General features: G+C 65.0%; 26 protein-coding genes. 13 read left to right on the top strand and 13 right to left on the bottom strand.

The window, feature by feature from the left end; translation table 11 throughout:
* The first annotated feature begins 481 nt into the window (after positions 1–481).
* Positions 482–901: a hypothetical protein gene (locus tag ACTJJX_RS32710; protein WP_009681704.1), complete on the top strand. Its 420-nt coding sequence runs from the start codon at positions 482–484 to the stop codon at positions 899–901.
* Positions 902–967: 66 nt separating this feature from the next.
* Here the strand turns inward: ACTJJX_RS32710 and ACTJJX_RS32705 are convergent, their stop codons facing one another.
* Entirely contained in the window at positions 968–1,987 is a 1,020-nt protein-coding gene (locus tag ACTJJX_RS32705; RefSeq protein ID WP_223684048.1) for a tyrosine-type recombinase/integrase, read from the bottom strand.
* Between the two features lie 103 nt (positions 1,988–2,090).
* Between ACTJJX_RS32705 and dusA the strand changes: the two genes are divergently transcribed.
* Positions 2,091–3,095: a tRNA dihydrouridine(20/20a) synthase DusA gene (gene dusA, locus ACTJJX_RS32700; RefSeq protein WP_031629035.1), complete on the top strand. Its 1,005-nt coding sequence runs from the start codon at positions 2,091–2,093 to the stop codon at positions 3,093–3,095.
* A 79-nt stretch (positions 3,096–3,174) separates the two neighbouring features.
* A complete protein-coding gene (gene tal / locus ACTJJX_RS32695) occupies positions 3,175–4,098 on the top strand; it encodes a transaldolase (protein WP_003090868.1) in 924 nt (307 codons plus the stop codon).
* Positions 4,099–4,185: 87 nt separating this feature from the next.
* On the opposite strand, the gene rssC is transcribed toward tal, so the two are convergent.
* Both rssC and rssB read right to left on the bottom strand, forming a co-directional pair.
* The gene (rssC, locus tag ACTJJX_RS32690) at positions 4,186–4,668 is read right to left on the bottom strand and encodes an anti-sigma factor antagonist RssC (protein ID WP_003104052.1); all 483 of its coding nucleotides are present in this window, start codon (positions 4,666–4,668) and stop codon (positions 4,186–4,188) included.
* On the bottom strand, positions 4,665–5,849 hold the full coding sequence (gene rssB / locus ACTJJX_RS32685; RefSeq protein ID WP_003119890.1) for a two-component system response regulator RssB: 1,185 nt from the start codon (positions 5,847–5,849) through the stop codon (positions 4,665–4,667). Before rssB ends, rssC begins: the two co-directional genes overlap by 4 nt.
* A 246-nt stretch (positions 5,850–6,095) precedes the next feature.
* Here rssB and pilZ point away from each other — a divergent pair, with 246 nt between their 5' ends.
* A complete protein-coding gene (gene pilZ / locus ACTJJX_RS32680) occupies positions 6,096–6,395 on the top strand; it encodes a cyclic di-GMP-binding protein PilZ (RefSeq protein ID WP_003104055.1) in 300 nt (99 codons plus the stop codon).
* Positions 6,396–6,452: 57 nt separating this feature from the next.
* Here the strand turns inward: pilZ and ACTJJX_RS32675 are convergent, their stop codons facing one another.
* Positions 6,453–7,157 (bottom strand): MlaA family lipoprotein, encoded by a 705-nt coding sequence (locus tag ACTJJX_RS32675; protein WP_003090872.1) that lies wholly within the window; start codon positions 7,155–7,157, stop codon positions 6,453–6,455.
* Between the two features lie 102 nt (positions 7,158–7,259).
* Here ACTJJX_RS32675 and ACTJJX_RS32670 point away from each other — a divergent pair, with 102 nt between their 5' ends.
* Positions 7,260–7,664, top strand: coding sequence for an acyl-CoA thioesterase (locus ACTJJX_RS32670; RefSeq protein ID WP_003119889.1), 405 nt, complete (start codon positions 7,260–7,262; stop codon positions 7,662–7,664).
* 1 nt (position 7,665) lies between these two features.
* Here ACTJJX_RS32670 and ACTJJX_RS32665 read toward each other — a convergent pair whose 3' ends face one another.
* The gene (locus ACTJJX_RS32665) at positions 7,666–8,385 is read right to left on the bottom strand and encodes a UTRA domain-containing protein (RefSeq protein WP_016852702.1); all 720 of its coding nucleotides are present in this window, start codon (positions 8,383–8,385) and stop codon (positions 7,666–7,668) included.
* 133 nt (positions 8,386–8,518) lie between these two features.
* Here ACTJJX_RS32665 and ACTJJX_RS32660 point away from each other — a divergent pair, with 133 nt between their 5' ends.
* From ACTJJX_RS32660 to ACTJJX_RS32650, 3 genes are all read left to right on the top strand, one after another.
* Positions 8,519–9,262, top strand: coding sequence for an HAD family hydrolase (locus ACTJJX_RS32660; RefSeq protein ID WP_003108944.1), 744 nt, complete (start codon positions 8,519–8,521; stop codon positions 9,260–9,262).
* A complete protein-coding gene (locus tag ACTJJX_RS32655; protein WP_003090877.1) occupies positions 9,259–9,840 on the top strand; it encodes a phosphonate degradation HD-domain oxygenase in 582 nt (193 codons plus the stop codon). The genes ACTJJX_RS32660 and ACTJJX_RS32655 overlap by 4 nt, the downstream gene beginning before the upstream one ends.
* A 73-nt stretch (positions 9,841–9,913) precedes the next feature.
* Positions 9,914–10,177: a DUF4404 family protein gene (locus ACTJJX_RS32650; RefSeq protein WP_003090878.1), complete on the top strand. Its 264-nt coding sequence runs from the start codon at positions 9,914–9,916 to the stop codon at positions 10,175–10,177.
* A 66-nt stretch (positions 10,178–10,243) separates the two neighbouring features.
* Here ACTJJX_RS32650 and queF read toward each other — a convergent pair whose 3' ends face one another.
* The 3 genes from queF to ptrA all read right to left on the bottom strand — a co-directional run bounded on the left by queF (position 10,244) and on the right by ptrA (position 12,172).
* Entirely contained in the window at positions 10,244–11,074 is an 831-nt protein-coding gene (gene queF, locus ACTJJX_RS32645) for an NADPH-dependent 7-cyano-7-deazaguanine reductase QueF (RefSeq protein ID WP_003098780.1), read from the bottom strand.
* Between the two features lie 117 nt (positions 11,075–11,191).
* On the bottom strand, positions 11,192–11,809 hold the full coding sequence (gene copI, locus ACTJJX_RS32640) for a copper-resistant cuproprotein CopI (protein ID WP_004344471.1): 618 nt from the start codon (positions 11,807–11,809) through the stop codon (positions 11,192–11,194).
* Positions 11,810–11,980: 171 nt separating this feature from the next.
* The gene (gene ptrA, locus ACTJJX_RS32635; RefSeq protein WP_003090881.1) at positions 11,981–12,172 is read right to left on the bottom strand and encodes a T3SS anti-activator PtrA; all 192 of its coding nucleotides are present in this window, start codon (positions 12,170–12,172) and stop codon (positions 11,981–11,983) included.
* A 125-nt stretch (positions 12,173–12,297) separates the two neighbouring features.
* Between ptrA and ACTJJX_RS32630 the strand changes: the two genes are divergently transcribed.
* A complete protein-coding gene (locus ACTJJX_RS32630; protein ID WP_440782050.1) occupies positions 12,298–12,978 on the top strand; it encodes a heavy metal response regulator transcription factor in 681 nt (226 codons plus the stop codon).
* Positions 12,975–14,306, top strand: coding sequence for a sensor histidine kinase (locus tag ACTJJX_RS32625; RefSeq protein ID WP_016852701.1), 1,332 nt, complete (start codon positions 12,975–12,977; stop codon positions 14,304–14,306). Before ACTJJX_RS32630 ends, ACTJJX_RS32625 begins: the two co-directional genes overlap by 4 nt.
* Before the next feature lie 49 nt (positions 14,307–14,355).
* Here the strand turns inward: ACTJJX_RS32625 and ACTJJX_RS32620 are convergent, their stop codons facing one another.
* From ACTJJX_RS32620 to ACTJJX_RS32605, 4 genes are all read right to left on the bottom strand, one after another.
* Complete coding sequence (locus tag ACTJJX_RS32620; RefSeq protein ID WP_003090884.1) at positions 14,356–15,135, bottom strand: ABC transporter permease; 780 nt, start codon at positions 15,133–15,135, stop codon at positions 14,356–14,358.
* Positions 15,132–16,064, bottom strand: a complete 933-nt coding sequence (locus tag ACTJJX_RS32615; RefSeq protein WP_003090885.1) for an ABC transporter ATP-binding protein — start codon at positions 16,062–16,064, stop codon at positions 15,132–15,134. The genes ACTJJX_RS32620 and ACTJJX_RS32615 overlap by 4 nt, the downstream gene beginning before the upstream one ends.
* Before the next feature lie 75 nt (positions 16,065–16,139).
* Positions 16,140–16,760: a glutathione S-transferase family protein gene (locus ACTJJX_RS32610; RefSeq protein WP_003108953.1), complete on the bottom strand. Its 621-nt coding sequence runs from the start codon at positions 16,758–16,760 to the stop codon at positions 16,140–16,142.
* Positions 16,761–16,874: 114 nt separating this feature from the next.
* Positions 16,875–17,546, bottom strand: a complete 672-nt coding sequence (locus ACTJJX_RS32605) for a transglutaminase-like domain-containing protein (RefSeq protein ID WP_016852700.1) — start codon at positions 17,544–17,546, stop codon at positions 16,875–16,877.
* Between the two features lie 152 nt (positions 17,547–17,698).
* On the opposite strand from ACTJJX_RS32605, the gene ACTJJX_RS32600 reads away from it, so the two are divergent.
* From ACTJJX_RS32600 to ACTJJX_RS32590, 3 genes are all read left to right on the top strand, one after another.
* Complete coding sequence (locus ACTJJX_RS32600; protein WP_003108955.1) at positions 17,699–20,146, top strand: acyl-CoA dehydrogenase; 2,448 nt, start codon at positions 17,699–17,701, stop codon at positions 20,144–20,146.
* Positions 20,147–20,274: 128 nt separating this feature from the next.
* On the top strand, positions 20,275–20,655 hold the full coding sequence (locus tag ACTJJX_RS32595) for a PA2816 family glutamine-rich protein (RefSeq protein WP_003119883.1): 381 nt from the start codon (positions 20,275–20,277) through the stop codon (positions 20,653–20,655).
* A gap of 58 nt (positions 20,656–20,713) precedes the next feature.
* Complete coding sequence (locus tag ACTJJX_RS32590) at positions 20,714–21,124, top strand: PA2817 family protein (RefSeq protein ID WP_003090890.1); 411 nt, start codon at positions 20,714–20,716, stop codon at positions 21,122–21,124.
* Positions 21,125–21,190: 66 nt separating this feature from the next.
* On the opposite strand, the gene arr is transcribed toward ACTJJX_RS32590, so the two are convergent.
* A complete protein-coding gene (gene arr, locus ACTJJX_RS32585) occupies positions 21,191–22,768 on the bottom strand; it encodes an aminoglycoside response regulator cyclic di-GMP phosphodiesterase Arr (RefSeq protein ID WP_003098796.1) in 1,578 nt (525 codons plus the stop codon).
* Positions 22,769–23,253 lie beyond the last annotated feature (485 nt).

Below are 23,253 nucleotides of genomic sequence, written 5' to 3'. Positions count from 1 at the left end.
AGCCCAGCCTGCCGAATTGGCGGACAGGCGAGAAAGGCGGCAAGGTTTACCGGGCCTGTCACGCACTCCAACAGGTGATCCGCCGGCTATAAAGCCCGGTAGCTCGCATAGTGGACGGCGCTCGCTGGCTGCCCGAGCTCTGGCCGCGATAGGTGACGTTGAGACTCTGCAAACTATCCTGGGCCAACAACACCTGGATCACAGCAAGCCGTACCTCAGCGTTGATCAAAACACCCTTCGCCGGGCATTCGAGCTGTGCTTGGCGTAGGTTTCGTACCGTTGCGGGCCGGGATTGAGGGTTGAAAACCGCTTGGGTGTGGGAAAATTGCGGCATTGAGTTGGGATTTCGACCAAGTCCGTTATCTTCAGGACATATTTCGTTGTGTGACCTGATGGCGCGAGCAATTAGGGCAGATTATGGCCTTTCGTTTCCGGCGACTCGTGAGACGCTGAACTCATTACGAATACCGAGGAAAGCCCATTGGACTATATCCTTGTCGCCTACGCCTTCCGGGAAGAGCTTGAGAAGCAGAAGGGCTTGGATCAACTCCCGGACCACTTGAAGAAATTTCCATGTGGCTGCTGCGGCGTGGTGTCTGAACTGCTCGGTGACTATTTCAATACGCAGCTTGGGTTGCGGGTTGAGTATGTTTGCGGCGAAAAGGACGGTGGCTCTCATGCCTGGATTGAGTTAGATGGCGTCGTCATTGACATCACCAGCGACCAATTCGAAGGACGCCCGCCGGTGTTCATCGCTGCAAAAGATAGCTGGTACACCTCTTGGGAAGAGGCATCGCGGAATTTTGCAATCCACCATCCAAGTGCCTGGACATATCGCGAAGAGCGCGAAGTGCTTCGAAAGGTGCTCAGTAGTGCCGGGCTTCCCGATCCAGACGTATAAGAAATCCCACCCATAGCAGTTCGCGAAAACCGTAGCGCATGACTTTCCGAATTCAGTGTGCTCCCCTTATGCGCAACGCATGAGGCCGATGCGGTCAGGCTCGCCCCCTACAGGGTAATAGCTGTGTTTTGCGAAACATTTGCAATGTTGGGAGAACTCATGGCGCAGGTCGTGAAAGTGGAGATCATCGATCTCCAAGAAGCTGCAAGCCCTGGTAAACGAAGCGCTGACCGACTTCGCGTTATAGGGGAACACGAACTCCTCGCGCCGGGGCATCGAATGCAAAATTCGCCATGCCTGATCTGGCAGGTGGCACCAGACATCATTCCCGTATTTCTGGCCCGGATTCTTCATGTCGGTGATCAGCACTGCCTGGCGTGCTTCGTCGATGGCGTCCCAGCGGATCCGGGTGATCTCTTCCTGGCGGCGCGTTGAGAAAATCGCAAAGCCGATCATCCGAACCATGTCGATCTGCTGCTTGCGACGCTCCCGCATTTCAACGAAGTAGGCAAGGATGGTGTCAAGCTCCTCCAAAGTTGGGCGCCTGTCCCGCTCGTTGCTCCTGGAAACGCCTCCCATCTTGCGCAGAACGCGCCTGGCGTCGGCCATGGCCACCGGATCCACCTCGTAGCCCCATGCTGGGCGCGCAACCGTCAAGACGGCACCGAGGTGAGAAAGATCGTTGCCTACAGTCTGCGGCTGCACGCCGCCCTTCTCGATGCGATCCATTGCGTACTCGACCAACACCTGGGAAGTCAGGTCCCGGTCGACCACATCCCCCAGCCATGTCGCAGCTATCGCCTGGAGCGTCGCCTCCTTGGTCCTGCCCAACGGTCGCAGTTTCCCGTACTCCTCAAGATACTGCTTGATCATTTCCCGTACAGTGACGCCCTTGCGATTGGCTCGCTCGATCGCGCCTGGCGCTGCCAACTCTGCCTCTCGGCGCTTCAGCCAGTTCTGGGCCGCCGCCTTCCGGTCGAATGTCTGGCTTTCCTGATAAACTGCCTTCCCCTGCCGCATGATGCGGATCTGAGCCGTAAAAGCTGCGGACCCATCCTTGCGCTTCCTTTGAGTAATCGTCCCCATTTGCTACACGCCCGTCTCGCGTTGCTACATTTAAGCAAAGGAGATTAAGCAATAGTGCTAAACGGTAGCAAATCGGAGTGAATCAGCAGCAACCGGAAACCCCATGAAACCCGCAGAACTACTCGCAAGCCCAGCAACTACGGTATCTAGGAGGTTTTCTGTCGCACCGATGATGGACTGGACCGATCGCCACTGCCGCTTCTTCCTGCGCCAGTTGTCCCGTCACACCTTGCTCTACACCGAGATGGTCACTACCGGCGCGTTGCTGCACGGCGATCGCCAGCGCTTCCTCCGCTACGACGAATGCGAGCACCCGCTGGCGCTGCAGCTGGGCGGCAGCGTGCCGGCGGAATTGGCGGCCTGCGCGCGGCTGGCGGAAGAGGCCGGCTACGACGAGGTCAACCTCAACGTCGGCTGCCCCAGCGACCGGGTCCAGCACAACATGATCGGCGCCTGCCTGATGGGGCATCCGGCGCTGGTGGCTGACTGCGTGAAGGCGATGCTGGATGCGGTGGAGATAGCGGTGACGGTGAAGCACCGCATCGGTATCAACGGGCGCGACAGCTACGCCGAACTCTGCGATTTCGTCGGCCAGGTACGCGAGGCCGGCTGCCGGAGCTTCACCGTGCATGCGCGGATCGCCATCCTCGAAGGGCTCTCGCCCAAGGAGAACCGCGAGGTGCCACCGCTGCGCTACGAGGTCGCGGCGCAATTGAAGAAGGACTTCCCGGACCTGGAGATCGTCCTCAACGGCGGCATCAAGACCCTTGAGGCCTGCCGCGAGCATCTGCAGACCTTCGACGGCGTGATGCTCGGTCGCGAGGCCTACCACAACCCCTACCTGCTGGCCGCGGTGGACAGCCAGTTGTTCGGCAGCGAAGCGCCGCCGCTCAGTCGCAGCGAGGCCTTGCTCCGTCTGCGTCCGTACATCGAGCGACACCAGGCCGAAGGCGGCGCGATGCATCACGTGACCCGCCATATCCTCGGCCTGGCCCAGGGCTTCCCCGGCTCCCGGCGATTCCGCCAGTTGCTCTCGGTGGACGTGCACAAGGCCGCCGATCCGCTGCGGGTTTTCGACCAGGCGCTGGAACTTCTGGCGGGGCGATAGCTCCCATTGAGCCGCGCCTGCGGCTCGGGTAAGGTCGGGGAATTCTTCTTCCCAAGAACCCACCTGACAAGACCTCGCCATGACTTCGAAGCTGGAACAACTCAAGCAATACACCACGGTGGTCGCCGACACCGGCGACTTCGATGCCATTGCCCGCCTGAAGCCGGTGGACGCCACCACCAACCCGTCGCTGCTGCTCAAGGCCGCCGCCCTGCCGCGCTACGCCGAGCACCTTCGACAGGCTACCGCGGGTAGCGGCGGCGACGCCGGACTGGCTTGCGACCGCTTCGCCGTGGCAGTCGGCAAGGACATCCTCGGAGTCATTCCCGGACGTATTTCCACCGAAGTCGACGCGCGCCTGTCGTTCGACAGCGAGGCCACCCTCGCCCGCGCCCACCGCCTGATCGAGCTGTACGACGAACAGGGCATCGACCGCGAGCGGGTTCTGATCAAGATCGCCTCCACCTGGGAAGGAATCCGCGCCGCCGAGATTCTGGAACGGGAGGGCATCCAGACCAACCTGACCCTGCTGTTCTCCTTCGCCCAGGCGGTGGCCTGCGCCGACGCCGGGGTGTTCCTCATCTCGCCGTTCGTCGGGCGCATCTACGACTGGTACAAGAAGAGCGAGAACCGCGACTACGCCGGCGCCGAGGATCCCGGCGTGCAGTCGGTCTCGCGCATCTATCGCTACTACAAGGCCAACGGCTACAAGACGGTGGTGATGGGCGCCAGCTTCCGCAATCTCGGCCAGATCGAGCAACTGGCCGGCTGCGACCGCCTGACCATCAGTCCCGACCTGCTGCAACAACTGGCTGACGCCCAGGGCGAGCTGCCGCGCCTGCTGCTGCCAGGCGAAGGCGAGCCGCGCCAGGTGCTCGACGAGAGCGCTTTCCGTTGGCAGATGAACGAGGACGCCATGGCCACCGAAAAGCTCGCCGAAGGCATCCGCCTGTTCGCACGCGACCAGGAAAAGCTCGAATACCAGTTGGCGACCCGCCACTGATCGCCGCTGCCGGCGGGACGCGCATGCAGGGCGTCCCGTTCCGGCGCAGCGGAGGATTCAGCAGGAATTCGGGAAGGGATCGACCGGTTAATGGCGCTCCAGGGCGCTGACCAGGTCGTGGAAGGCTTCGCGGTTGGATTCGTTGAGGCCCATCAGGATGCGGTGCGCCTCCAGGACCTTGTCGCGCACCACATCTTCCGACTGGTCCTGCGGCGGCAGGTCGGACAGGCATTCCGGGCACGGAATCGGACGATCGACGATATTGAACACCTGATCGAAGCCCATCGACTGCAACAGACGGGTAATGTCCGGATTGGTGGTCACCAGCGTGGGCAACAGGCCGATTTTCTGCCGCGACAGGATGGACAGCTTGGCCAGCAGGCCGAGCGTGGTGCTATCGATGCTCTGGGTTTCCGTAAGATCGATGATGATCGCCGAAAAATTCAGCGCAGCGAAGATCTTTTCGATGGTGGAATCCAGGGCCGAGCACAGGGTGAGGCGGACCTCACCGACGAATTTCAGAACGAAGGAGCCGTTCTGTTCGGCAAACTGGATTTTACCGGTACTCATGCAAGGTTCCTGCTCAACACCAGCAAGGCGATATCATCCGGCATCTCCGCCAGGTTGGCCAGCCCGAAGACCTGGCGCAGCCCGTCGAGGGTGCCTCCGGCGGCTGCCACCTGTTCCGGTAGCGAAGCCTCTTTCTCCTTCAGCGTAGCTCCTGGCAGCACATCGAGGATGCCATCGGAAAACAGCGACAGGCTGAAGGAAGGCGGCAACTCCATGACCCGGTCGTCATAGGTCGCATCGTCGAACAGGCCCACCGGCAGGCCACGGCCCTCCAGGTAGCTCGCCTGCCCTTCGACGAACAACACAGGAAGCGGCAGGTGGCCGCCGATGCTGTAGGTCAGGCTGTTCTTCTCCAGGTCGATGACCCCGCCGAGCATGGTCACGTGCTTGCCCAACTTGGTGTTGATCAGGCCGCGGTTGATGTGCGCCAGCACCTCGGACGGCTTGAACTCCGGGAGCGTGCCGTTGCGCCTCGACTCATAGAGCAGGCGCGTGGTCATGAACTTCAGCAGCACCGTGACGAAGGCCGAGGAAGCGCCATGGCCGGAAACGTCGGCCAGGTAGAACGCCACGCGTCGCTCGTCGACCCGGAAGTAGTCGACGAAGTCGCCGGAGAGATACAGCGACGGAATGATCCGGTGGGAAAACTCCAGCCCCTCGATGCTCCACGGCGTCACCGGAAGCATGTTCATCTGCACCTGGCGGCCGGCGTTCTGGTCTTCCTGGAGCAGGTTCAGGCTGGCCTGCAATTCGCGGTTGGCGGCTTCCAGCTTGTCGCGGTAGCGCTGGTTCTCGACCCGCAGGTAGGCGCGATCCAGGGCCCGGCGCACCGAATGCTCGAGCACCGCGAGGTCTTCCAGGGGCTTGATCAGGTAGTCGGCGGCGCCCAGGCGCAAGGCTTCCACCGCATCGCTCATCACGCCGGCTCCGGAAAGTACGATGATCGGCGTTTCCGAAGCGGTCTGGCGGATGCGGCGGATCAGTTCGAGGCCGTCGATCTGCGGCATGCGCAAATCGCAAATGACCAGGTCCGGCTGTTCGCTTTCGAAGATCTGCAGGCCCTGCAGACCGTTGAGGGCCTGCAACACCTTGAAGTTGCTGTCTTCCAAGTAGGCGGCGAGGCTTTCGCGCACCACCTCGTCGTCATCGATGATCAGCAGCGTGGCACTGACTTTATGCATGGGTCATCCAGGCAAACGGCGCCGGAAACAGTGGGTCCTAGGCGCTTATTGTAAGTGACAACAGCGCGGCTACGGGGTTCGACAAGGCGCAGACGGTACTCCCATCCGTTGAGCAGTTCAAGCCGTTGACCTTTGCCGGAAAATCCGCCTTTGTCCGTCCGATCCCGTCCGCACGGTATAAACTTTGACGATAATCGCCAGGATTGCCAGTCGCCCTCCCATCGCCCCGACCATGAGGATCAGCCCATGCAGCCCATCGAGCACAACTACAGCGAGAAGCGCGACTTCATCCGCATGAAGCTCGACACCCCGGTCACCATCCGCTGCGAAGGCCGCGAGTCGGTGGCCCTGTGCCGGGACCTGTCCGCCAGCGGGCTGCTGCTGGAAGCGCAAAGCGAGCTGGCTCCGGGCGACCACCTGCGGGTGAGCATCCCGTCCACCCACGAGACCCTCACCGGCCTGGAACTGGAAGCCCGCGTGGTGCGCTGCGAACGGCTCGGCCCGGGGCGGCATAGCCTGGGGCTGAGCATCGTCGCGATCCACTGAAACGACGAAAGGCGACCCAAGGGCCGCCTTTCCAGGTGTCGCACGAAGCGGGTCGACTTAGAAGTCGTCCTCCACCTCGCCGTCCTTGACCTTGAACTCGCGGTTCTGCAGGTAGGCGTTGCGGATGAAGATGTACTTGTCGCCGCTGATCAGTTTTTCCGACTTCAGCAGGTTGGCACGGGTGTCGACGGTGTTGATGCCGAACATCACGTTGCGCGCGCGTACGTCGTCCATGTAGTGGTAGGGACCGACATAGATGTCCGGGATCTTCGCCGGGGCATCGCGCAGCGTGCTCGGGCCGAGGAACGGCAGCATCACGTACGGGCCGCTGCCGACGCCCCAATAACCCAGTGTCTGGCCGAAGTCCTCGTCGTTGCGCTGCAGGCCCATCGGGGTCGCCACGTCGATCAAGCCGGCCAGACCGAAGGTGCTGTTGAACAGCAGGCGGCTGGTGTCCACACCGGCATTGTGGAACTTGGCCTGCAACAGGTTGTTGGCCAGGTTCTTCACGTCGCCGAGGTTGTTGAAGAAGTTGTGCACGCCGTCCTGAACGAAGTTCGGGGTGACCTTCTGGTAACCCTGGGCCAGCGGTTTCAGCGCATAGGTGTCCAGGGTGTCGTTGAAGGTGAAGATGGGACGGTTGATGCTTTCCCAAGGGTCTTCTTCACTGGCCGCCAGGGACAGCGTGGGTGCCAATGCGAGGCTGGCGCAAGCCAGGATTCGGGCACTACGTTCGATCCAGTTCACGCCGCGGGCGCGCATTGCTGTATCTCCTTTGCATGACTAGTCTTGGCCGCCAGCGCGGCTTCAGCGTGCGCGCAGTATATAGGCTCGCATCGATTTTGAGACTAGAAGAGTTACGAGATGGCTGACAGACAATTGCTACACACGGCCCATATCCCGGTGCGCTGGGGCGACATGGACAGCTACGGGCACGTCAACAACACCCTCTATTTCCAGTACCTGGAAGAGGCCCGGGTGGCCTGGTTCGAAACCCTCGGCATCGACCTGGAAGGCGCTGCCGAGGGGCCGGTCGTGCTGCAAAGCCTGCACACCTACCTGAAGCCGGTGGTGCATCCGGCCACCGTGGTGGTGGAACTGTACGCCGGCAAGCTGGGCACCAGCAGCCTGGTACTGGAACATCGCCTGCGCACCCTGGAAGATCCGCAAGGCACCTATGGCGAAGGCCACTGCAAGCTGGTCTGGGTGCGCCACGCGGAAAACCGTTCGACGCCCGTGCCGGACAGCATACGCGCCGCGATCGCCTGACTCAGGCGCCCGGATAGGCCGCGTCGAGCACGATCTCCAGAGCGTCCGGGCGCCAGAACTCCTGGTCGAACTCGACCACCCTCTGCCCCTCCGCGTAACTCAGTCGCTCCAGGTACAGCGCCGGCGAACCCGGCGCCAGTTGCAGCGGCTCGGCCTGGGCCGCGTTCAGCGCGGTCGGGTGCATCGCCAGTTGGCAGCGCGTCGGCTGCAGGCCGAAACGCTCGCGCAGCAGGCTCATCAGCGAAGTATCGAGGTCGTGGTTCAGCAGGCCCGGGCACCACCCGGCATCCAGGGCGATCAGTTCGATCAGCACCGGACGCTCGTCCACCCAGCGGCGCCGTTGCAGGAAATACACCGGCGCGCTGTCCTCCAGCCCCATCCGCTTGGCCAGCCAGGCGCCGGCTGCTCGCCGCTCGGCGTGCAGCGTCTCGGTACGCGGCTGGCGTCCCTGGGCGCTGACGTATTCCATGAAGCCGGTGGTACGGGTCGGGTTGTAGCGGATCCGCGGCGGCGCGACGAACCAGCCGCGGCGGTTCTCGCGATAGACCAGGCCTTCGGTTTCCAGTTGCTGCAGGGCTTCGCGAAGGGTGATGCGGGTACACAGGAAGCGCTCGGCCAACTCCCGCTCGGAGGGAAGTTTCACCTGCAGCACGCCCTGGGCGATATCCGCGGCGAGCTGGTCGCGGATGCGCAGGTACTGACGAGATTGATCGACCGGCATGACGGCCTCGCTGATTCAGACCGGCCGATTATAACGGCAGCCCGTCGGCCTATCGCCACTGCCACGAAAACGTCACGGCAGCGTCACAAAACCCCTCTAGGCTGGCCTAGACCATTTGCCAGACGCCTTTCGCATGCCCAGCTCCGACCAACTCCCGCGCTTCACCGCCCTGCTCTTCGGACTCTCCGGCGGCCTGGTGGATTTCGGCGCCCGGACCCTGTCCCTGGCGCTGCTGCGCAGCCATCCGCATAGCCCTGCCGAACACCTCCGCGACGCCAGTCTGCTGCCCTTCGCCGAGGCACAAAGCTTCCTGTTGCGGCGCAAACCGAACAAGAGCGAGCGCCAGCGCCTGGAGCAAGCCCTCGACGAAGCCGCCGGGGAACAGGCCGAAGCCATCGCCGGTGCCGTGGCCCTGTTGGAGAGCCTGGACGAACAACGGATTCCCTACGCCTGGCAGGACGAGCTACCGGAATCGGTCTGCCAGCGCCTTGCCGCGCCGCTCGGCCGAGCGGACGCCCTGATTCCCCTCGCCGGCGCGCGCCCCTGGCCGGCCCCCGATGGCTGCTGGCAGGCCCTCGCCCGGCTGGGCATCGAGCGCCTCGACGGCTGCGTGCTGGTCAGCGCCCAACCGCGTCAACTCCAGGCCGGACTCAATGCCGGGCTATGGACCATCGGCCTGGCCGCCAGCGGGCCGTCGTGCGGCCTCTCGCCGGCCGACTGGGACGCTCTCGGACACACCGAGCGCGACCGCTTGCGCGCCGACGCCACCCTGGAACTGTACCGCCTGGGCGTGCATTCCGTGATCGATCACCTGGGCGAGCTGCAACCCTGCCTGCACGACCTCGCCGTCCGCCGCCTGAAAGGAGAAAAACCATGAGCCGCGCCCGTCACCGCTTTCTCGACGAACTGGCCGAACGCTTCGCCAGCCATGGCGCCGAGCCCTATGGCGAGGCAGTCAGCCAGGCCGAGCACGCGCTGCAGTGTGCGACCCTGGCCGAGCGCGCCGGCTGCTCGGACAGCCTTGTAGTCGCCGCCCTGCTGCACGATATCGGCCACCTCTATGAAGACCCGGCGCAGATCGACGAGGAGGACCTGCGCCACGAGGAATTCGGCGCACGCCTGCTACGCGAGCTGTTCCCCGAGTCGGTCTGGCAGCCGGTGCGCCTGCACGTATCGGCCAAGCGCTTCCTCTGCGCGGTGGACCCGAGCTACCACGCCAGCCTGTCGCCGGCCTCCCGGCACAGCCTGGTGCTGCAAGGCGGGCCGTTCGACGAGCGTGCCGCCGCGGCCTACATCAAGGCGCCCTATGCCCAGGACGGCCTGACCCTGCGCCGCCTCGACGACCTGGCCAAGGACCCGGCCATGCGCACCCCCGAACTGACGCACTTCTTCCCGCTGCTGGAACGCCTGCTGCGGATTGATCCGGATCGCGCACATCTGCGCCCGACAGGTTAATCTGTTCGGCATGGACGGACCTTTCGGCGCCCGCCGGAGGTCCACCGAAGACTTGTACGTCGAGGGAAATACCATGCCGAAAGAGAGTCTGCTGCGCGAACTGTCCGCCCTGCGCGAGCAACTGGAGCAACAACCGCCGCTGAACGAAGAGCAGCGCGCCGAACTGGAACTCCTGATCAGGGACATCGAACTGAAACTGGCCAACGAGGACGCCCTCAACGAAGGCAGCCTGGTCGATGGGGTCAACCTCGCCGTCGAGCGCTTCGAGGTCAGCCACCCGACCCTCGCCGGCACGCTCCGCTCCATCGTGCAGAGCCTGGCCAACATGGGTATCTGAACGACTTGCCGAAATGAAAAGCCCCGGCATGGCCGGGGCTTTTTCGTATCCGCGTGTTGCGAGGCGTTACTGGCGCACCAGGCGTCGGTTGTCCGGTGCGACCTCCGCCAGGCTGCGGTAGGGATTGATATCCAGGCCGCCACGGCGTACGTAGCGCGCGTAGACGCTGAGCGCCTGCGGCTGCAACAGGCGCTGCAGGTCGAGGAAGATGCGTTCGACGCACTGTTCGTGGAAGTCCTGGTGCTGGCGGAAGGAAACCAGGTAGGCCAGCAGGCTGGCCGGGTCCAGCGCCGGGCCCCGGTAGTCGACCACCAGGGTGCCCCAGTCGGGCTGGCCGGTGACCGGGCAGTTGGACTTGAGCAGGTGGCTGTAGAGCTGCTCCTCGACGATCCGCCCGGCGTCGCAGCGCAGCAGTTCCGGGCGCGGCTGCTCGTAGCCGTCGACGGCGATGTCCAGCTCGTCGATGCAGCGCCCCGGCAGACGCCCGATGCCCTCCTCGGCAACTTCGTCGAGGCTGCGCAGGCGCACGCCCACGGGCGCCCCGGCAGCGGCCGAGAGGTCTTTCTGCAATACCGCGCGAAGCGCCTCGCGACTATCGAAGGCGGACTGGTTGAGGGAATTGAGGTAAAGCTTGAACGACTTCGACTCGATGATGTTCGGCGAGTCCGCCGGGATCGAGAACTCGCCGATCGCTACCACCGGCTTGCCGGCCGGGGTCAGCCAGGACAGCTCGTAGCAGTTCCAGATATCCACGCCGCGATAAGGCAGGGTCTCGGCGCTCAGGCCAAGCTCGGCCCATTTCGCCGTGCGTGAAATGGGAAACAGCAGCGACGGCGTGTAGCTGGAGACGTATTCGCTGGTCTTGCCCAGCGGCGAATGTTCGGCGGGATGCTGCATGAGGGAAACCTGCTGGATGAATCGCGCAGGGCCCTTCCCCGCGCGCCGCGCCGCACTGGCGGGCGGCGGCAAGTGTATACGGATCGGCCGGCATCTTCACGCCGGCCGTCCGCCGGCTCAGGGCTGCACGGTCAGTTGACCGACCATCCCGGCCTGGTAGTGGCCGGGGATGTTGCAGGCGAACTCCAGCCGGGTGGCTTTGGTGAAGGTCCAGGTCAGCTCGGCGCTCTTGCCCGGCTCGACCAGCACGCTGTTGGGGTCGTCGTGCTTCATCATCCGGCCATGGTCCATGCCGGCCATGCCGTGGCCCATCTGACTATGGTCCATCGACGCCATGCCGGTCGGGGTGAGCATCCCGGACTGCTGCATCTCCAGCATCTCCTTCTGGTGCTCGGCATGCATCGCCGCGTCTCCCAGGTTGAACTCGTGCAACAGCTTGCCTTCGTTCTTCAGCACGAAGCGGACCGTCTCGCCGGCCTTGACCTCGATCGCCCGCGGCTTGAAGTACATGTCGCCGAGCACCACCTCGATGCTGCGGCTGGCCTGCGCGGCCTGGGCCGGCTTGCCGAAGGCCTGGCCGTGGGCCGGTGAAGCCTGGGCGCTGGCACCGAAAAGCACGCCGAGGACGATCAGGGAAGCGGGAAGCAGGCGGCGCGGAAACATACGGGGAATCTCCATCGGGTTGATGTCGCCTATCCTGTGTCGCTGCGCCTGCCGGCTGGCTGTCGGGAGCATTACATCTTTGTCAGCTTGCCGCCGTTGCGGACCGCGAAGGCTAAGATCGCCCAGCGCCACCGACGGGCATAAAAAACCCGCCGACCGGAAACCAGGGAACCGGTGGCGGGTGAAGACGGGATCGGAGCCCTCCGTCATCCCGTGTGGAGCCGGGGGTGGAAGAACTGGCGATCAGCAGTTTTCCTTGTCCTTCTTCGTCGCTTCGGCCTGCTTCGCCAGTTTCTCCTGGTGCGCGGCACGAGCCTTGGCGGCCTGGGCCTGCATGCGCTCGAAGACGATGTCGCCGCCGCTGTCGGCCATGGCCGGAACGGTCGGGGCGAGGACCAGCAGGAAAGCGAGGGTGGAGGCAGTGAAGGTACGCATGGGAAGTCTCCTCGAATGAGTTCCCCTGTAGTCTGCGCGGGGGCCACTGTCGCCCCCGTTACCCACTGATTACGATGCTGTCAGAAACAGGTCGGCATGGCCGGCAAATGTAACGAGGGATGAACATGAAACTGCTGATCGTCGAAGACGAACCGCGCATCGGCCAGTACCTGCGCCAGGGGCTCGCCGAGGCAGGTTTCGCCGTCGACCTGAGCGACGATGGCAACGAGGGCGAGCAACTGGCCCTGGGCGGCGACTACGACCTGCTGATCCTCGACGTCATGCTGCCCGGCCGTGACGGCTGGCAGATCCTGCGCAGCGTGCGCGACGCCGGGATGACCGTACCGGTGCTGTTCCTGACCGCCCGCGGTGCCGTAGAGGACCGCGTGCGCGGCCTCGAACAAGGCGCCGACGATTACCTGGTGAAGCCGTTCGCCTTCGTCGAACTGCTCGCCCGGGTGCGCACCCTGCTGCGCCGGGGCAGCCAGCAGTTGCAGGAGACCACCCTGCAACTGGCCGACCTCGAACTCGATTTGCTGCGCCGCCGGGTGCAACGCCAGGGCAAGCGGATCGACCTCACCGCCAAGGAGTTCGCCCTGCTCGAACTGCTGCTGCGGCGCAGCGGCGAGGTGCTGCCCAAGTCGCTGATCGCCTCGCAGGTCTGGGACATGAACTTCGACAGCGATACCAACGTCATCGAGGTGGCCATCCGCCGCCTGCGCGCCAAGGTCGACGACGACTACCCGCAGCGCCTGATCCATACCGTGCGCGGCATGGGCTACGTTCTCGAAGAGCGCGACGAATGAGCGCCGGGTTCGGCTCGCGGATGTCCCTCGGCGTCCGCCTGAGCCTGCTGTTCGCCGCCTGCACGGCGGCGGTCTCGCTGATCGCCGGATTGATCTTCAGCAGGGCCATCGACGAGCATTTCGTCGAGCTCGACCATATGGCGATGTCCGCCAAGCTCGCGGTGTTTCGCGATGAGCTGCGCGGCCTCGGCTCGGAACAACAGATGCGCCGCCGCGAAGCGGAACTGCTGCGCGAACTGGCACGCCATCCCGACCTCGGCCTGCGCCTGAACGGCCCGGATGGCAACCTCTGGTTCGAGCGCCTGCCGCAGCCTGCGCATCCCGGCCTGCCCGCCAACCGCGAACTCGGCGCCCCGCTGGAGCCCGGCAACGACGCTTCGCCGCGACTCACAGTGATCCTCGACATCAGTCATCACCAGCACTTCCTGCAACGCATGCGCCAGTTGATCTGGCTGACCATGAGCCTGTCGGCGCTGGCCACGGCGCTGCTCGGCGCCTGGGCCACCGGCGCCAGCCTGGCGCCGCTGCGACGGATGCGCGAAGTCGCCGCGCGGGTTTCCGCCAACTCCCTCACCACCCGCCTCGACGCCAGCCGGATGCCAGAGGAGCTGCGCGGACTGGCCGGCGAGCTGAACGCCATGCTGGCGCGCCTGGAAGAAGCCTTCCAGCGCCTCTCGGCGTTCTCCGCCGACATCGCCCACGAGTTGCGCACCCCGCTCACCAGCCTGCTGACCCAGACCCAGGTGGTACTGTCCCGCCCACGCTCGCGGGAGGATTATCGCGAGGCCCTGCACGGCAACCTCGAGGAGCTGGAACGGCTCACCGCGATGGTCAACGACATGCTGTTGCTGGCCAAGGCCGACCACGGCCTGCTGGCGCCCAGCCGCCAGGCCCTGGACCTGGGCGCGGAAGTCGACTCGCTGCTGGAGTTCTACCAGCCGCTGGCGGAAGACCGCGACATCCGCCTGCTACGCGAAGGCAGCCTGAGCCTGCCCGGCGACCGCGGCATGCTGCGGCGGGTGCTGGCCAACCTGCTGGACAACGCCCTGCGCTTCACCGCCGATGGCGGCGAGATACGTATCCGTCTCGGCGACCGACGCCTGAGCGTGGAGAACCAGGGTCCGGCGATTCCTCCCGAGCGCTTGCCGCGCCTGTTCGACCGGTTCTATCGTGCCGATCCGGCGCGCCGCGAAGGCCAGGGTGAACACGCCGGGCTCGGCCTGGCGATCTGCCGCTCCATCGTCCAGGCCCACGGCGGCGAGATCCGCTGCGAGTCTGCCGACGGCTGGACCCGTTTCGTCATCGATTTCGCTCGCCCGCGCCGATGAAACGCGAAGCCCCCATGACGGGGGCTTCTGTTTCATGCCTTCGAGCGCTTCATTGGCGCATGCCGCGCCCGCTCACCAGCAGCCTTACGCAGCCGAGATAGAGCACCGCGGTGGCCAGCAGCATGAAGCCGATGGCCACGCCGATGCGAATGTCGGAGACGCCGAGGATGCCGTAGCGGAAGGCGTTGACCATGTGCAGGATCGGGTTGGCCAGCGACACTGTCTGCCAGAACGGCGGCAGCAGGTTGATCGAGTAGAACACCCCGCCCAGGTAGGTCAGCGGCGTCAGCACGAAGGTCGGGATGATCGAGATGTCGTCGAAGTTGCGCGCGAACACCGCGTTGATGAAACCGCCCAGGGAGAAAATGGTCGCGGTAAGCACCACCACCAGCACCGTGATGCCCAGGTGGTGCACCTGCAGCTTGGTGAAGAACAGCGACAGCATGGTCACGATCACCCCCACCGCCAGGCCGCGCAGTACGCCGCCGATGGTGTAGCCGAGGAGGATGGTGTGCGGCGATACCGGCGACACCAGCAGCTCCTCCACCGAGCGCTGGAACTTGCTGCCGAAGAAGCTCGACACCACGTTGCCGTAGGCGTTGGTGATCACCGACATCATGATCAGGCCGGGCACGATGTATTCCATGTAGGTGAAGCCGCCCATGTCGCCGATCTGCCGGCCGATCAAATTGCCGAAGATCACGAAGTACAGGACCATGGTGATCGCCGGCGGCAGCAGGGTCTGCGGCCAGATCCGGGTGAAGCGGCGCACCTCGCGGTAGACGATAGTGTTCAGGGCGACCAGGTTGGCGCTCAGCTCGCTGCTCATCGGGCGATCCTCGTCAGGTTCTTCTCCACCAGCGACACGAACAGCTCCTCCAGGCGATTGGTCTTGTTGCGCAGGCTCAGTACCTCGATGCCTTGTGCGCCCAACTGGGCGAACAGATCGTTGATGCCCTGGCTTTTCTCCACCTGCACTTCGAGGGTGTGATCGTCCACCAGCCGCGTCGGGTAGCCGTCGAGAGTCGGCGGCAGGGCCTGGACGTTCTTCAGGTCGAGCAGGAAGGTTTCCGAATGCAGGGTCATCAGCAGGTCACGCATGCTGGTGTTCTGCACGATCTCGCCGTGGTCGATGATGGCGATGTTGCGGCAGAGCTGCTCCGCCTCTTCCAGGTAGTGGGTGGTGAGGATGATGCTGATGCCTTCCTGGTTGAGTTCGGTGAGGAAGCTCCACATCGAACGACGCAGCTCGATGTCGACCCCGGCGGTGGGCTCGTCGAGGATCAGCAGGCGCGGCTGGTGGACCAGTGCGCGGGCGATCATCAGGCGCCGCTTCATGCCGCCGGAGAGCATCCGCGAGGCTTCGTTGCGCTTGTCCCACAGGCCCAGTTGGGTCAGGTAGCGCTCGGCGCGCTCCTTGGCGATCTTCGCCGGGATGCCGTAGTAGCCGGCCTGGGTCACGACGATGTCGAAGACCTTCTCGAACTGGTTGAAGTTGAACTCCTGCGGCACCACGCCAAGGCAACGCTTGAGGCCGGCCGGGTCCTTGTCGAGGTCGTGGCCGAACACCGAGACCGAACCGCTGGTCTTGTTCACCAGGGTCGAGAGAATCCCGATGGTGGTGGACTTGCCCGCGCCGTTGGGGCCGAGCAAGGCGAAGAAATCACCTTCGGCGACGTCCAGGTCGATGCCCTTGAGGGCCTGGAAACCGTTGCCGTAGGTTTTCGTCAATTGACGGATGGACAGGGCGGAACTCATTAGGCTTCCCGTGTCGGAAGGTGAAGAGGAAGAGCTAGATAAGGCTACGGGTAACAAAATGCAACAGTAGCCGGCTCAGGTCAGTTCGGTCATTACCGCGGTGCGGAACGCCGGGCGCTCGCGCAAGCGCAGGTACCAGGCCTCGAGGTGGGGCAGCGGCGGGCGCTCGATGGGCATCTCGAACCAGGCGTAGATGAAACAGCCCAGGGGAATGTCACCCATGCCGAAGCGTTCGCCGGACAGCCAGGGTTGGCCGGCCAGGGTCTGGTCCGGCACCCGCAGCAACTCGCCGCAGGTCTGCAACGCCTTTGCGATCAGGGCCTCGTCGCGTTGCTCCGGCGGCGTACGCAGCGTTCCCCAGAACAGGTCGCGGAACGGCCCGGCGAGAGTCGAGGTGGTCCAGTCCATCCACTTGTCGGCGTCGGCGCGGCGCACCGGGTCCTGCGGATAGAGGTCGCCCGGCGCATAGCGGGCGGCCAGGTAGCGGACGATGGCGTTGGACTCCCAGAGGACGAAGCCGTCGTCCTCGATCACCGGCACCCGACCGTTCGGGTTCATCGCGCGGAACGCCGGCTCATCCACCAGGCCGAACGCCCCGCCGGCATCCACCGTCCGGTACTCCAGGCCAGCCTCCTCGGCGCACCACAACGCCTTGCGCACATTGCTCGAGTTCTTCCGGCCCCAGATGGTCAACATACTCTGCGTTCCCTCTTCGGTTGATGCGGCGGATGGGTCGCCGGAGCGCCCGGACGACATGCCGCACCCTACCGAGGATGGACCGAAGAAGGAAGACGCGCCGGCTGATGGTGACTATCGACGCCCTTCATCTTGCCCGGCCTCGGCCTGGAAATCGCCGTCCAGGGCCAGCGGGCGGCCGGAGAACAGGTGCGGATAGTGCTGCTGCAAGTGGGAGAAGAACAGTTCCTCCGGCAGGTCGGCGAACTGGCCGTGATCGGCCAGGTATTCCATGTAGCGCTCGCCCTGGCGGTTGAACGGATGGAAGACGCTGTCGGCGACGCCGTCGAACTCCAGCGGAGCGACGTCGAAGGCGCAGCACAAGGCACGGTTGAACGCCGGGGTGGCCTTCACCCAGCGGCCCTCGAGGTACAGCTCGGTATAGCCGTGCATGGCGAACACCTCGCTGCGCAGCGCCTCCAGCAGGCGCGGCGTGGCCAGGTGGTTGCGCACGTCGGCCAGGCCGATCCGCGCCGGAATCCGGCAATGCCGGGCACAGGCGGCGAGCAGGATGGCCTTGGGCACGCAATAGGACTCGCCCTGCTGCAGCGCGTGGCTGGCCTTCAGGGTCTGCGGATCGCGGCTGAACACGTAGGGGTTGTAGCGCACCCCGTCGCGTACCGCGTAGTACAGCGCGACCGCCTGGTCACGCGGTTTCGCCGAATTCCCCCGGGATTTTTCCGCGAACTCCACCACCACCGGGTGGTCACTATCCACGAAGCGGCCGGATTGTAGGTAGGACTGCATGGCGGGCTCCCGGCGGGCAATTTGTCCCAGTCTAAACGGGAAGTTTTCGCCTATAACGTGACAAACCGGCCAAGCTGACCGGCCCTGCCGCCAAACGGCGGCAAACGGGCTAAGCTCGAGACGCCGCCTGGCGTCTTCATGGAGGATTCCGCATGTTGTTGCTCTGGTTAGTCGTACTGGTACTCGGTGTCGCTTACCTCGCCCATCGGCGTACCCCACCCGCTCCCGCGCTCGGCATCAGCGCCGCCTACCTGATCCTGATGGGCGTGTTCAGCCACGCGCCCGGCTGGCTGCTGCTGGTCTTCTGGCTGCTCTGGCTGGCGGTGGCGCTTCCCCTCGCCCTGCCCGACCTGCGCCGGCGCGTGCTCAGCGGTCCGCTGTTCGCCTGGTTCCAGAAAGTCCTGCCGCCGATGTCCGACACCGAGCGCGAGGCCATCGAGGCGGGCACCGTGTGGTGGGATGGCGAATTGTTCAGCGGCCGCCCGGACTGGCAGAAACTGCTCGACTACCCCAAGGCGCAACTCACCGAAGAAGAGCAGGCCTTCGTCGACGGCCCGACCGAAGAACTCTGCGCCATGGTCAGCGACTGGGACATCGGCCAGCGCATGGACCTGCCGGAAGAAGCCTGGGCCTTCATCAAGCAGCACGGCTTCTTCGGCCTGATCATTCCCAAGGAGTACGGCGGCAAGGGCTTCTCCGCCTTCGCCCACTCGCAGGTAGTGATGAAGCTCGCCACCCGTAGCGGCGACCTGGCCTCGACGGTGATGGTGCCGAACTCCCTCGGCCCGGCCGAGCTGCTGCTCCACTACGGCACCGACGAGCAGCGCCAGCGCTACCTGCCGAGCCTGGCCAAGGGCGACGACATCCCCTGCTTCGCCCTCACCGGCCCCTACGCGGGCTCCGATGCCGGCGGCATGACCGACGTCGGCATCGTCTGCAAGGGCGAATGGGAAGGTCGCGAGGTGCTCGGCCTGCGCCTGACCTGGGAAAAGCGCTACATCACCCTCGGCCCGGTGGCCACCCTCCTCGGCCTGGCCTTCAAGTGCCACGACCCGGACCATCTGCTGGGCGACGAGGAGGACCTGGGCATCACCCTGGCGCTGATCCCCACCGACACCCCCGGGGTCGAGATCGGCCGCCGCCACGTGCCGCTGGGCGCCGCCTTCATGAACGGTCCGAACTCCGGCAAGGACGTGTTCGTGCCGCTGGAGTACATCATCGGCGGGCAGGAAATGATCGGCAAAGGCTGGATGATGCTGATGAACTGCCTGTCGGTCGGACGCTCAATCTCGCTGCCGGCGGTGGGCACCAGCGCCGGCAAGGCCAGCAGCTACGTCAGCGGTCGCTACGCCCAGGTCCGCGAGCAGTTCAACGTGCCGATCGCCGCCTTCGAAGGCATCCAGGAGGCGCTCGCCCGCATCGGCGGCAACGCCTGGCTGATGGACAGCGCGCGAATCCTCACCGCCAACGCGGTGGACCTCGGCGAGAAGCCCTCGGTGCTTTCGGCGATCCTCAAGTACCACCTCACCGAGCGCGGCCGCGAGTGCATCGCCCATGCCATGGACATCCATGGCGGCAAGGGCATCATCATGGGCCCGAACAACTACCTGGGTCGTTCCTGGCAGGGCGCGCCGATCTTCATCACGGTGGAAGGCGCGAACATCCTCTCGCGCAACCTGATGATCTTCGGCCAGGGCGCGATCCGTTGCCATCCGTACGTGCTCAAGGAAATGGAACTGGCCCAGCGCGAGGACAAGGACCAGGCCGCCCGCGAGTTCGACGCGCTGCTGGTGAAGCACATCGGCTTCGCCGTCGGCAACGCCGCCAGCAGCTTCCTCCTCAGTCTCAGCTGCGGCCACCTCGGCAACGCGCCCGGCGACCGCATCAGCCGTCCCTACTTCCGCGCGCTGAACCGCCTGGCGGCGTCCTTCGCCCTGCTCGCCGACTTCAGCATGATGCTGCTGGGCGGCGAACTGAAGCGCAAGGAACGCCTCTCCGCGCGTCTCGGCGATGTCCTCAGCTATCTCTACCTGGGCTCGGCGGCGCTCAAGCGCTACCACGACCTGGGCAACCCGGACTACCTGCATCCGCTGCTGCGCTGGGCCATGGAGGAAAACCTCGGCAAGGCCGAGGCGGCGCTGGAGGACCTGCTGAACAACTTCCCCAGCCGCTTCTTCGGCTGCGCGCTGAAGGTCCTGGTACTGCCGTTCGGCCGCCGGCACAAAGGGCCGGGCGACGAACTGGACGCCGAGATCGCGGAAATCCTCGGCCGTCCGGACGACGACCCGGCGTTGCAGGCGATCCTCGCCGGCGCGTTCCTGCCGAAAGACCCGCAGGACCCGGTCGGTGCCCTCGCCCACGCCTTCGACGCGGTACGCGAAAGCGCCGCGCTGGAGAAAACCCTGCACAAGGCGATCAAGGAAGGCAGGGTCCAGCCGCAAGCGGGGCAGAACCCGATCGATGCCGGCGCCGCCGCCGGCGTGCTGAGCGCCGAGCAGGCGCAGGCCCTGCACCAGGCCGAAGCGGCACGGCGCAAGGTGATCGACGTCGACGACTTCGCCAAGGAGGAACTGCAACTGGCCGACGGCAGGATCCGCTGACACTCCGCGGCAAAGCGACAGTCGCAACCGACAAAGGCGCCTTCCGGCGCCTTTGTCGTCTTCACCCACCCAAACCCGGGCGATTGGCTAGAATCGACGGGCACATCCCTGACGTACGGGAGGCCATCATGCTCAAGCTACTTGCCACCGGCCTGGCAGCCTCGTTTCTCCTCCTGCCCCCGGCGCAGGCCGCACCGCCTGCGCCCTATGGCGTGCAGCCGCACCAGCAGGCGGTGCAGCGCGCCGGCGAACAGCGCCAACGCCAGCTCCAGGAACAGCGCCAGCGCTTCGACGAACAACGCCTGCAATTGCAGCAGGATCAACTGCAACGCCAGCAGCAGAACCTGCAGCGGCAACGGCAGCAGCGACAGATGCAGGACAACCTGATCCGCCAGCAGCAACTGGACCAGCAGCGCTGGCGCCTGGAGCAGGACCAGCGGCGCCTCGACAGCGAACGCCGGCAACTGGAAAACCGCCGGCGCCAGAGCCAGTCCCCGGCGATCCGCTGAAACTGGCCGGCGCCGCGAAACCCTTTATACTGCCCAGCTTTTTTCCAGAGGACCCGTCATGGCCAACTCCTACCTCGAGCACCACCTCGCCCTGCTCCAGCACCTGCGCAACATCCTCGGCGCCCTGGGCGAGGCCGAGCAGGTGCCGGAAGAAAACCACGGGCTGTTCCTCGAGCGTTTCGACGAGCTGATGGACGAACTGCCGCGCGACCCGGAAGGCGCCCAATACCTCGGCCAGGACCTGATTTCCCAGGTCTTCCACCGCTATCCGCAGATCGCCCACCTGGTACCTCGCGACCTGCTGTGGTTCTTCGGCGGCGATTGCCTGCACTTCATGCCGGACGAAGAGATCGACCTGTTCCAGCGCCTCGACGAGCGCCGCTACGAAGCCGAAGAGCGCGGCGAAACGTTCGACTGGAACCGCGAAAAGCAGTTGCTCGCGCTGCCCGAGGACAGCCCGCGGCACTGAATCGCCTCGCGCCGTACGCACGCCGGCGCGACTCTTTGCGCTTCCGCCGCACGCTCATCTGCCCCTCTAGTTCGCCGCTACGCGCGCCTCGCGCTCTGCGCCGCGCCGGCTGTTGCGCCACGCCCAGAGCTCGGCCGCCTTCAGCGGCGGGGAAAACAGGTAGCCCTGCCCCCACTGGATGCTGTGCCCGCACAAGTACTGTTCCTGCTCCCGGGTCTCGATGCCTTCGGCGGTCATGGCCAGGTCCAGGCGCTGCGCCAGCGCGATGATCGTCTCCAGCACCACGGCATTCACCGATCCGCTGCCGACGCTGCTGACGAACGAGCGATCGATCTTGAGAAAGTCCGCATGCAGCTTCTGCAGGTGGGACAACGAGCTTTGCCCCGTGCCGAAATCGTCCAGCGCCCATTGCACGCCAAGCTCGCGCAGTTGCTGGATGTTGTGCTGCAACTGCGCATCGTGCGGCAGCGCCTCGCGCTCGGTGACTTCCAGGACCAGTTGCGGGCCTTCGCTGCCGATGGCGCCGAGCAAACGCCGCACGTCGTCGACGAACCCATGGCTCGCCAAGTGCGAGCCACTGACATTGACACCGAGATGATCGCCCGCCCCCAGGCCCAGTTGCGCCAGGTCGGCGGCGACCAGGCCGAAGATGTGCCGGGTCAGATCGCCGATCATGCCGTTGTCTTCGGCCAGGGGGATGAAGATGTCCGGCCGCACCTGACTCCTGTCCGGCCGCTGCCAGCGCACCAACGCCTCGACGCCCCGGCACTCTCCGGTATCGAGGTGGATGATCGGCTGGTAGACCATGTGGAACTCACGGGCGCGCATGGCCCGATACATGTCGCCGACCAGCGACAGCCGGCGACGGCAGAACAGGTGCGCCAGATATCCCGCCAGCAACGCGGCCAGGAGGATGAAGGGGGCGTAATGCCGCCAGGCATCGGCACGATAGGCGCTGGCCAGCGCGGGAGCGACCGCCACCCGCACCTCGACCGGAAACCTTGCCGAAGCCGCTACGGCGACGCCATCGCCGGTGGCGGGCGCGCCGCCGGGTAGCTGTCGCTGCGACTGTCTCAGGACCATCTGCACCTGGAACCGTTCGTCGTAGGAAGCAGCCTGTTGGATATCCAGCAGGTACTGACCGTCGATTATCGCCAGCACGCCGGATCCGTTTTCATCGCCACGCGACATGATGACCGAAGCCCGCTCCGGTACCTGCGGCGTCGCGTTGCTGGGGGTGATGCGCTGCCCGGCCGGCAGGCTGCCCAAAGCCTTGAAGGCCACCTGCAACGGCAGATCGTGCAACTCGCCCCGCAGGGAGGAGCAATAGACGTTCTCGCGTTCCACTAGGACCAGCGAGCGGAAATACGGGCTCAGCATGGTCATCCGGGTCAATCGGCCCAGGACCTCCCGGCACGGCTTGCCCACCGCCTCCTGGCTCTTGTCCAGGCTGTCCGAGACAACGCCGAGCAGGGTGTCCAACTGGCGAAGAATGGCGACAGAGGTTACCGCGGCCTCGCCTTCGGCACGCATCCTGGCCTGCTGGTACACCAGCGGCGCCATGAGCAACGGGACGGCCGCGAGCGCGGCGATCACGATACCGAAATGAAAGAGACTGTCCCGCCGCGGCCTGCCGATCTGCATAGGTGCCACGCTCCCGCGCAAGTTGCACGAAGCCCGCCCGGGATTGCCGGGATCAGGGTCATGTCCGTATGAGATTGAAAATACAAGCACGAATCCGACAACGTCCGGCGACGGGAACACCCCGACAGAGCCGGCTCGCTCGCGCCAGCCTGCACCTATTTGCGGCGCAACGCAGCCGGCGCCCGGAACGAATCTTACCCCAGAAGCCTGGCGAGCGACCGCGCCCGCCTCCGCCGCCGAACGCGACGGAAAAGGCGTCCAGCGCGCGGGACCCGGGACGTCCTCGCTACCGCGAGACAGCGGGGCTTGAACGGCAGAACGAGGCAAGTAAAGGAGACCAGGACGAGCAGCCTGGGGCGCAGAAACGAAAAAAGGGCCCGAAGGCCCTTTTCTCTTCGACCCAGGCCGAAACCTGGATCATGCTTGGAGCGGGAAACGAGACTCGAACTCGCGACCCCGACCTTGGCAAGGTCGTGCTCTACCAA

The organism is Pseudomonas sp. 22490, assembly GCF_052044465.1.
In the GTDB taxonomy this organism is placed as follows: Bacteria; Pseudomonadota; Gammaproteobacteria; order Pseudomonadales; family Pseudomonadaceae; genus Pseudomonas; species Pseudomonas aeruginosa.
Note: the sequence above shows the minus strand (reverse complement) of the source record. Positions and strands in the feature narration are given on the sequence as shown.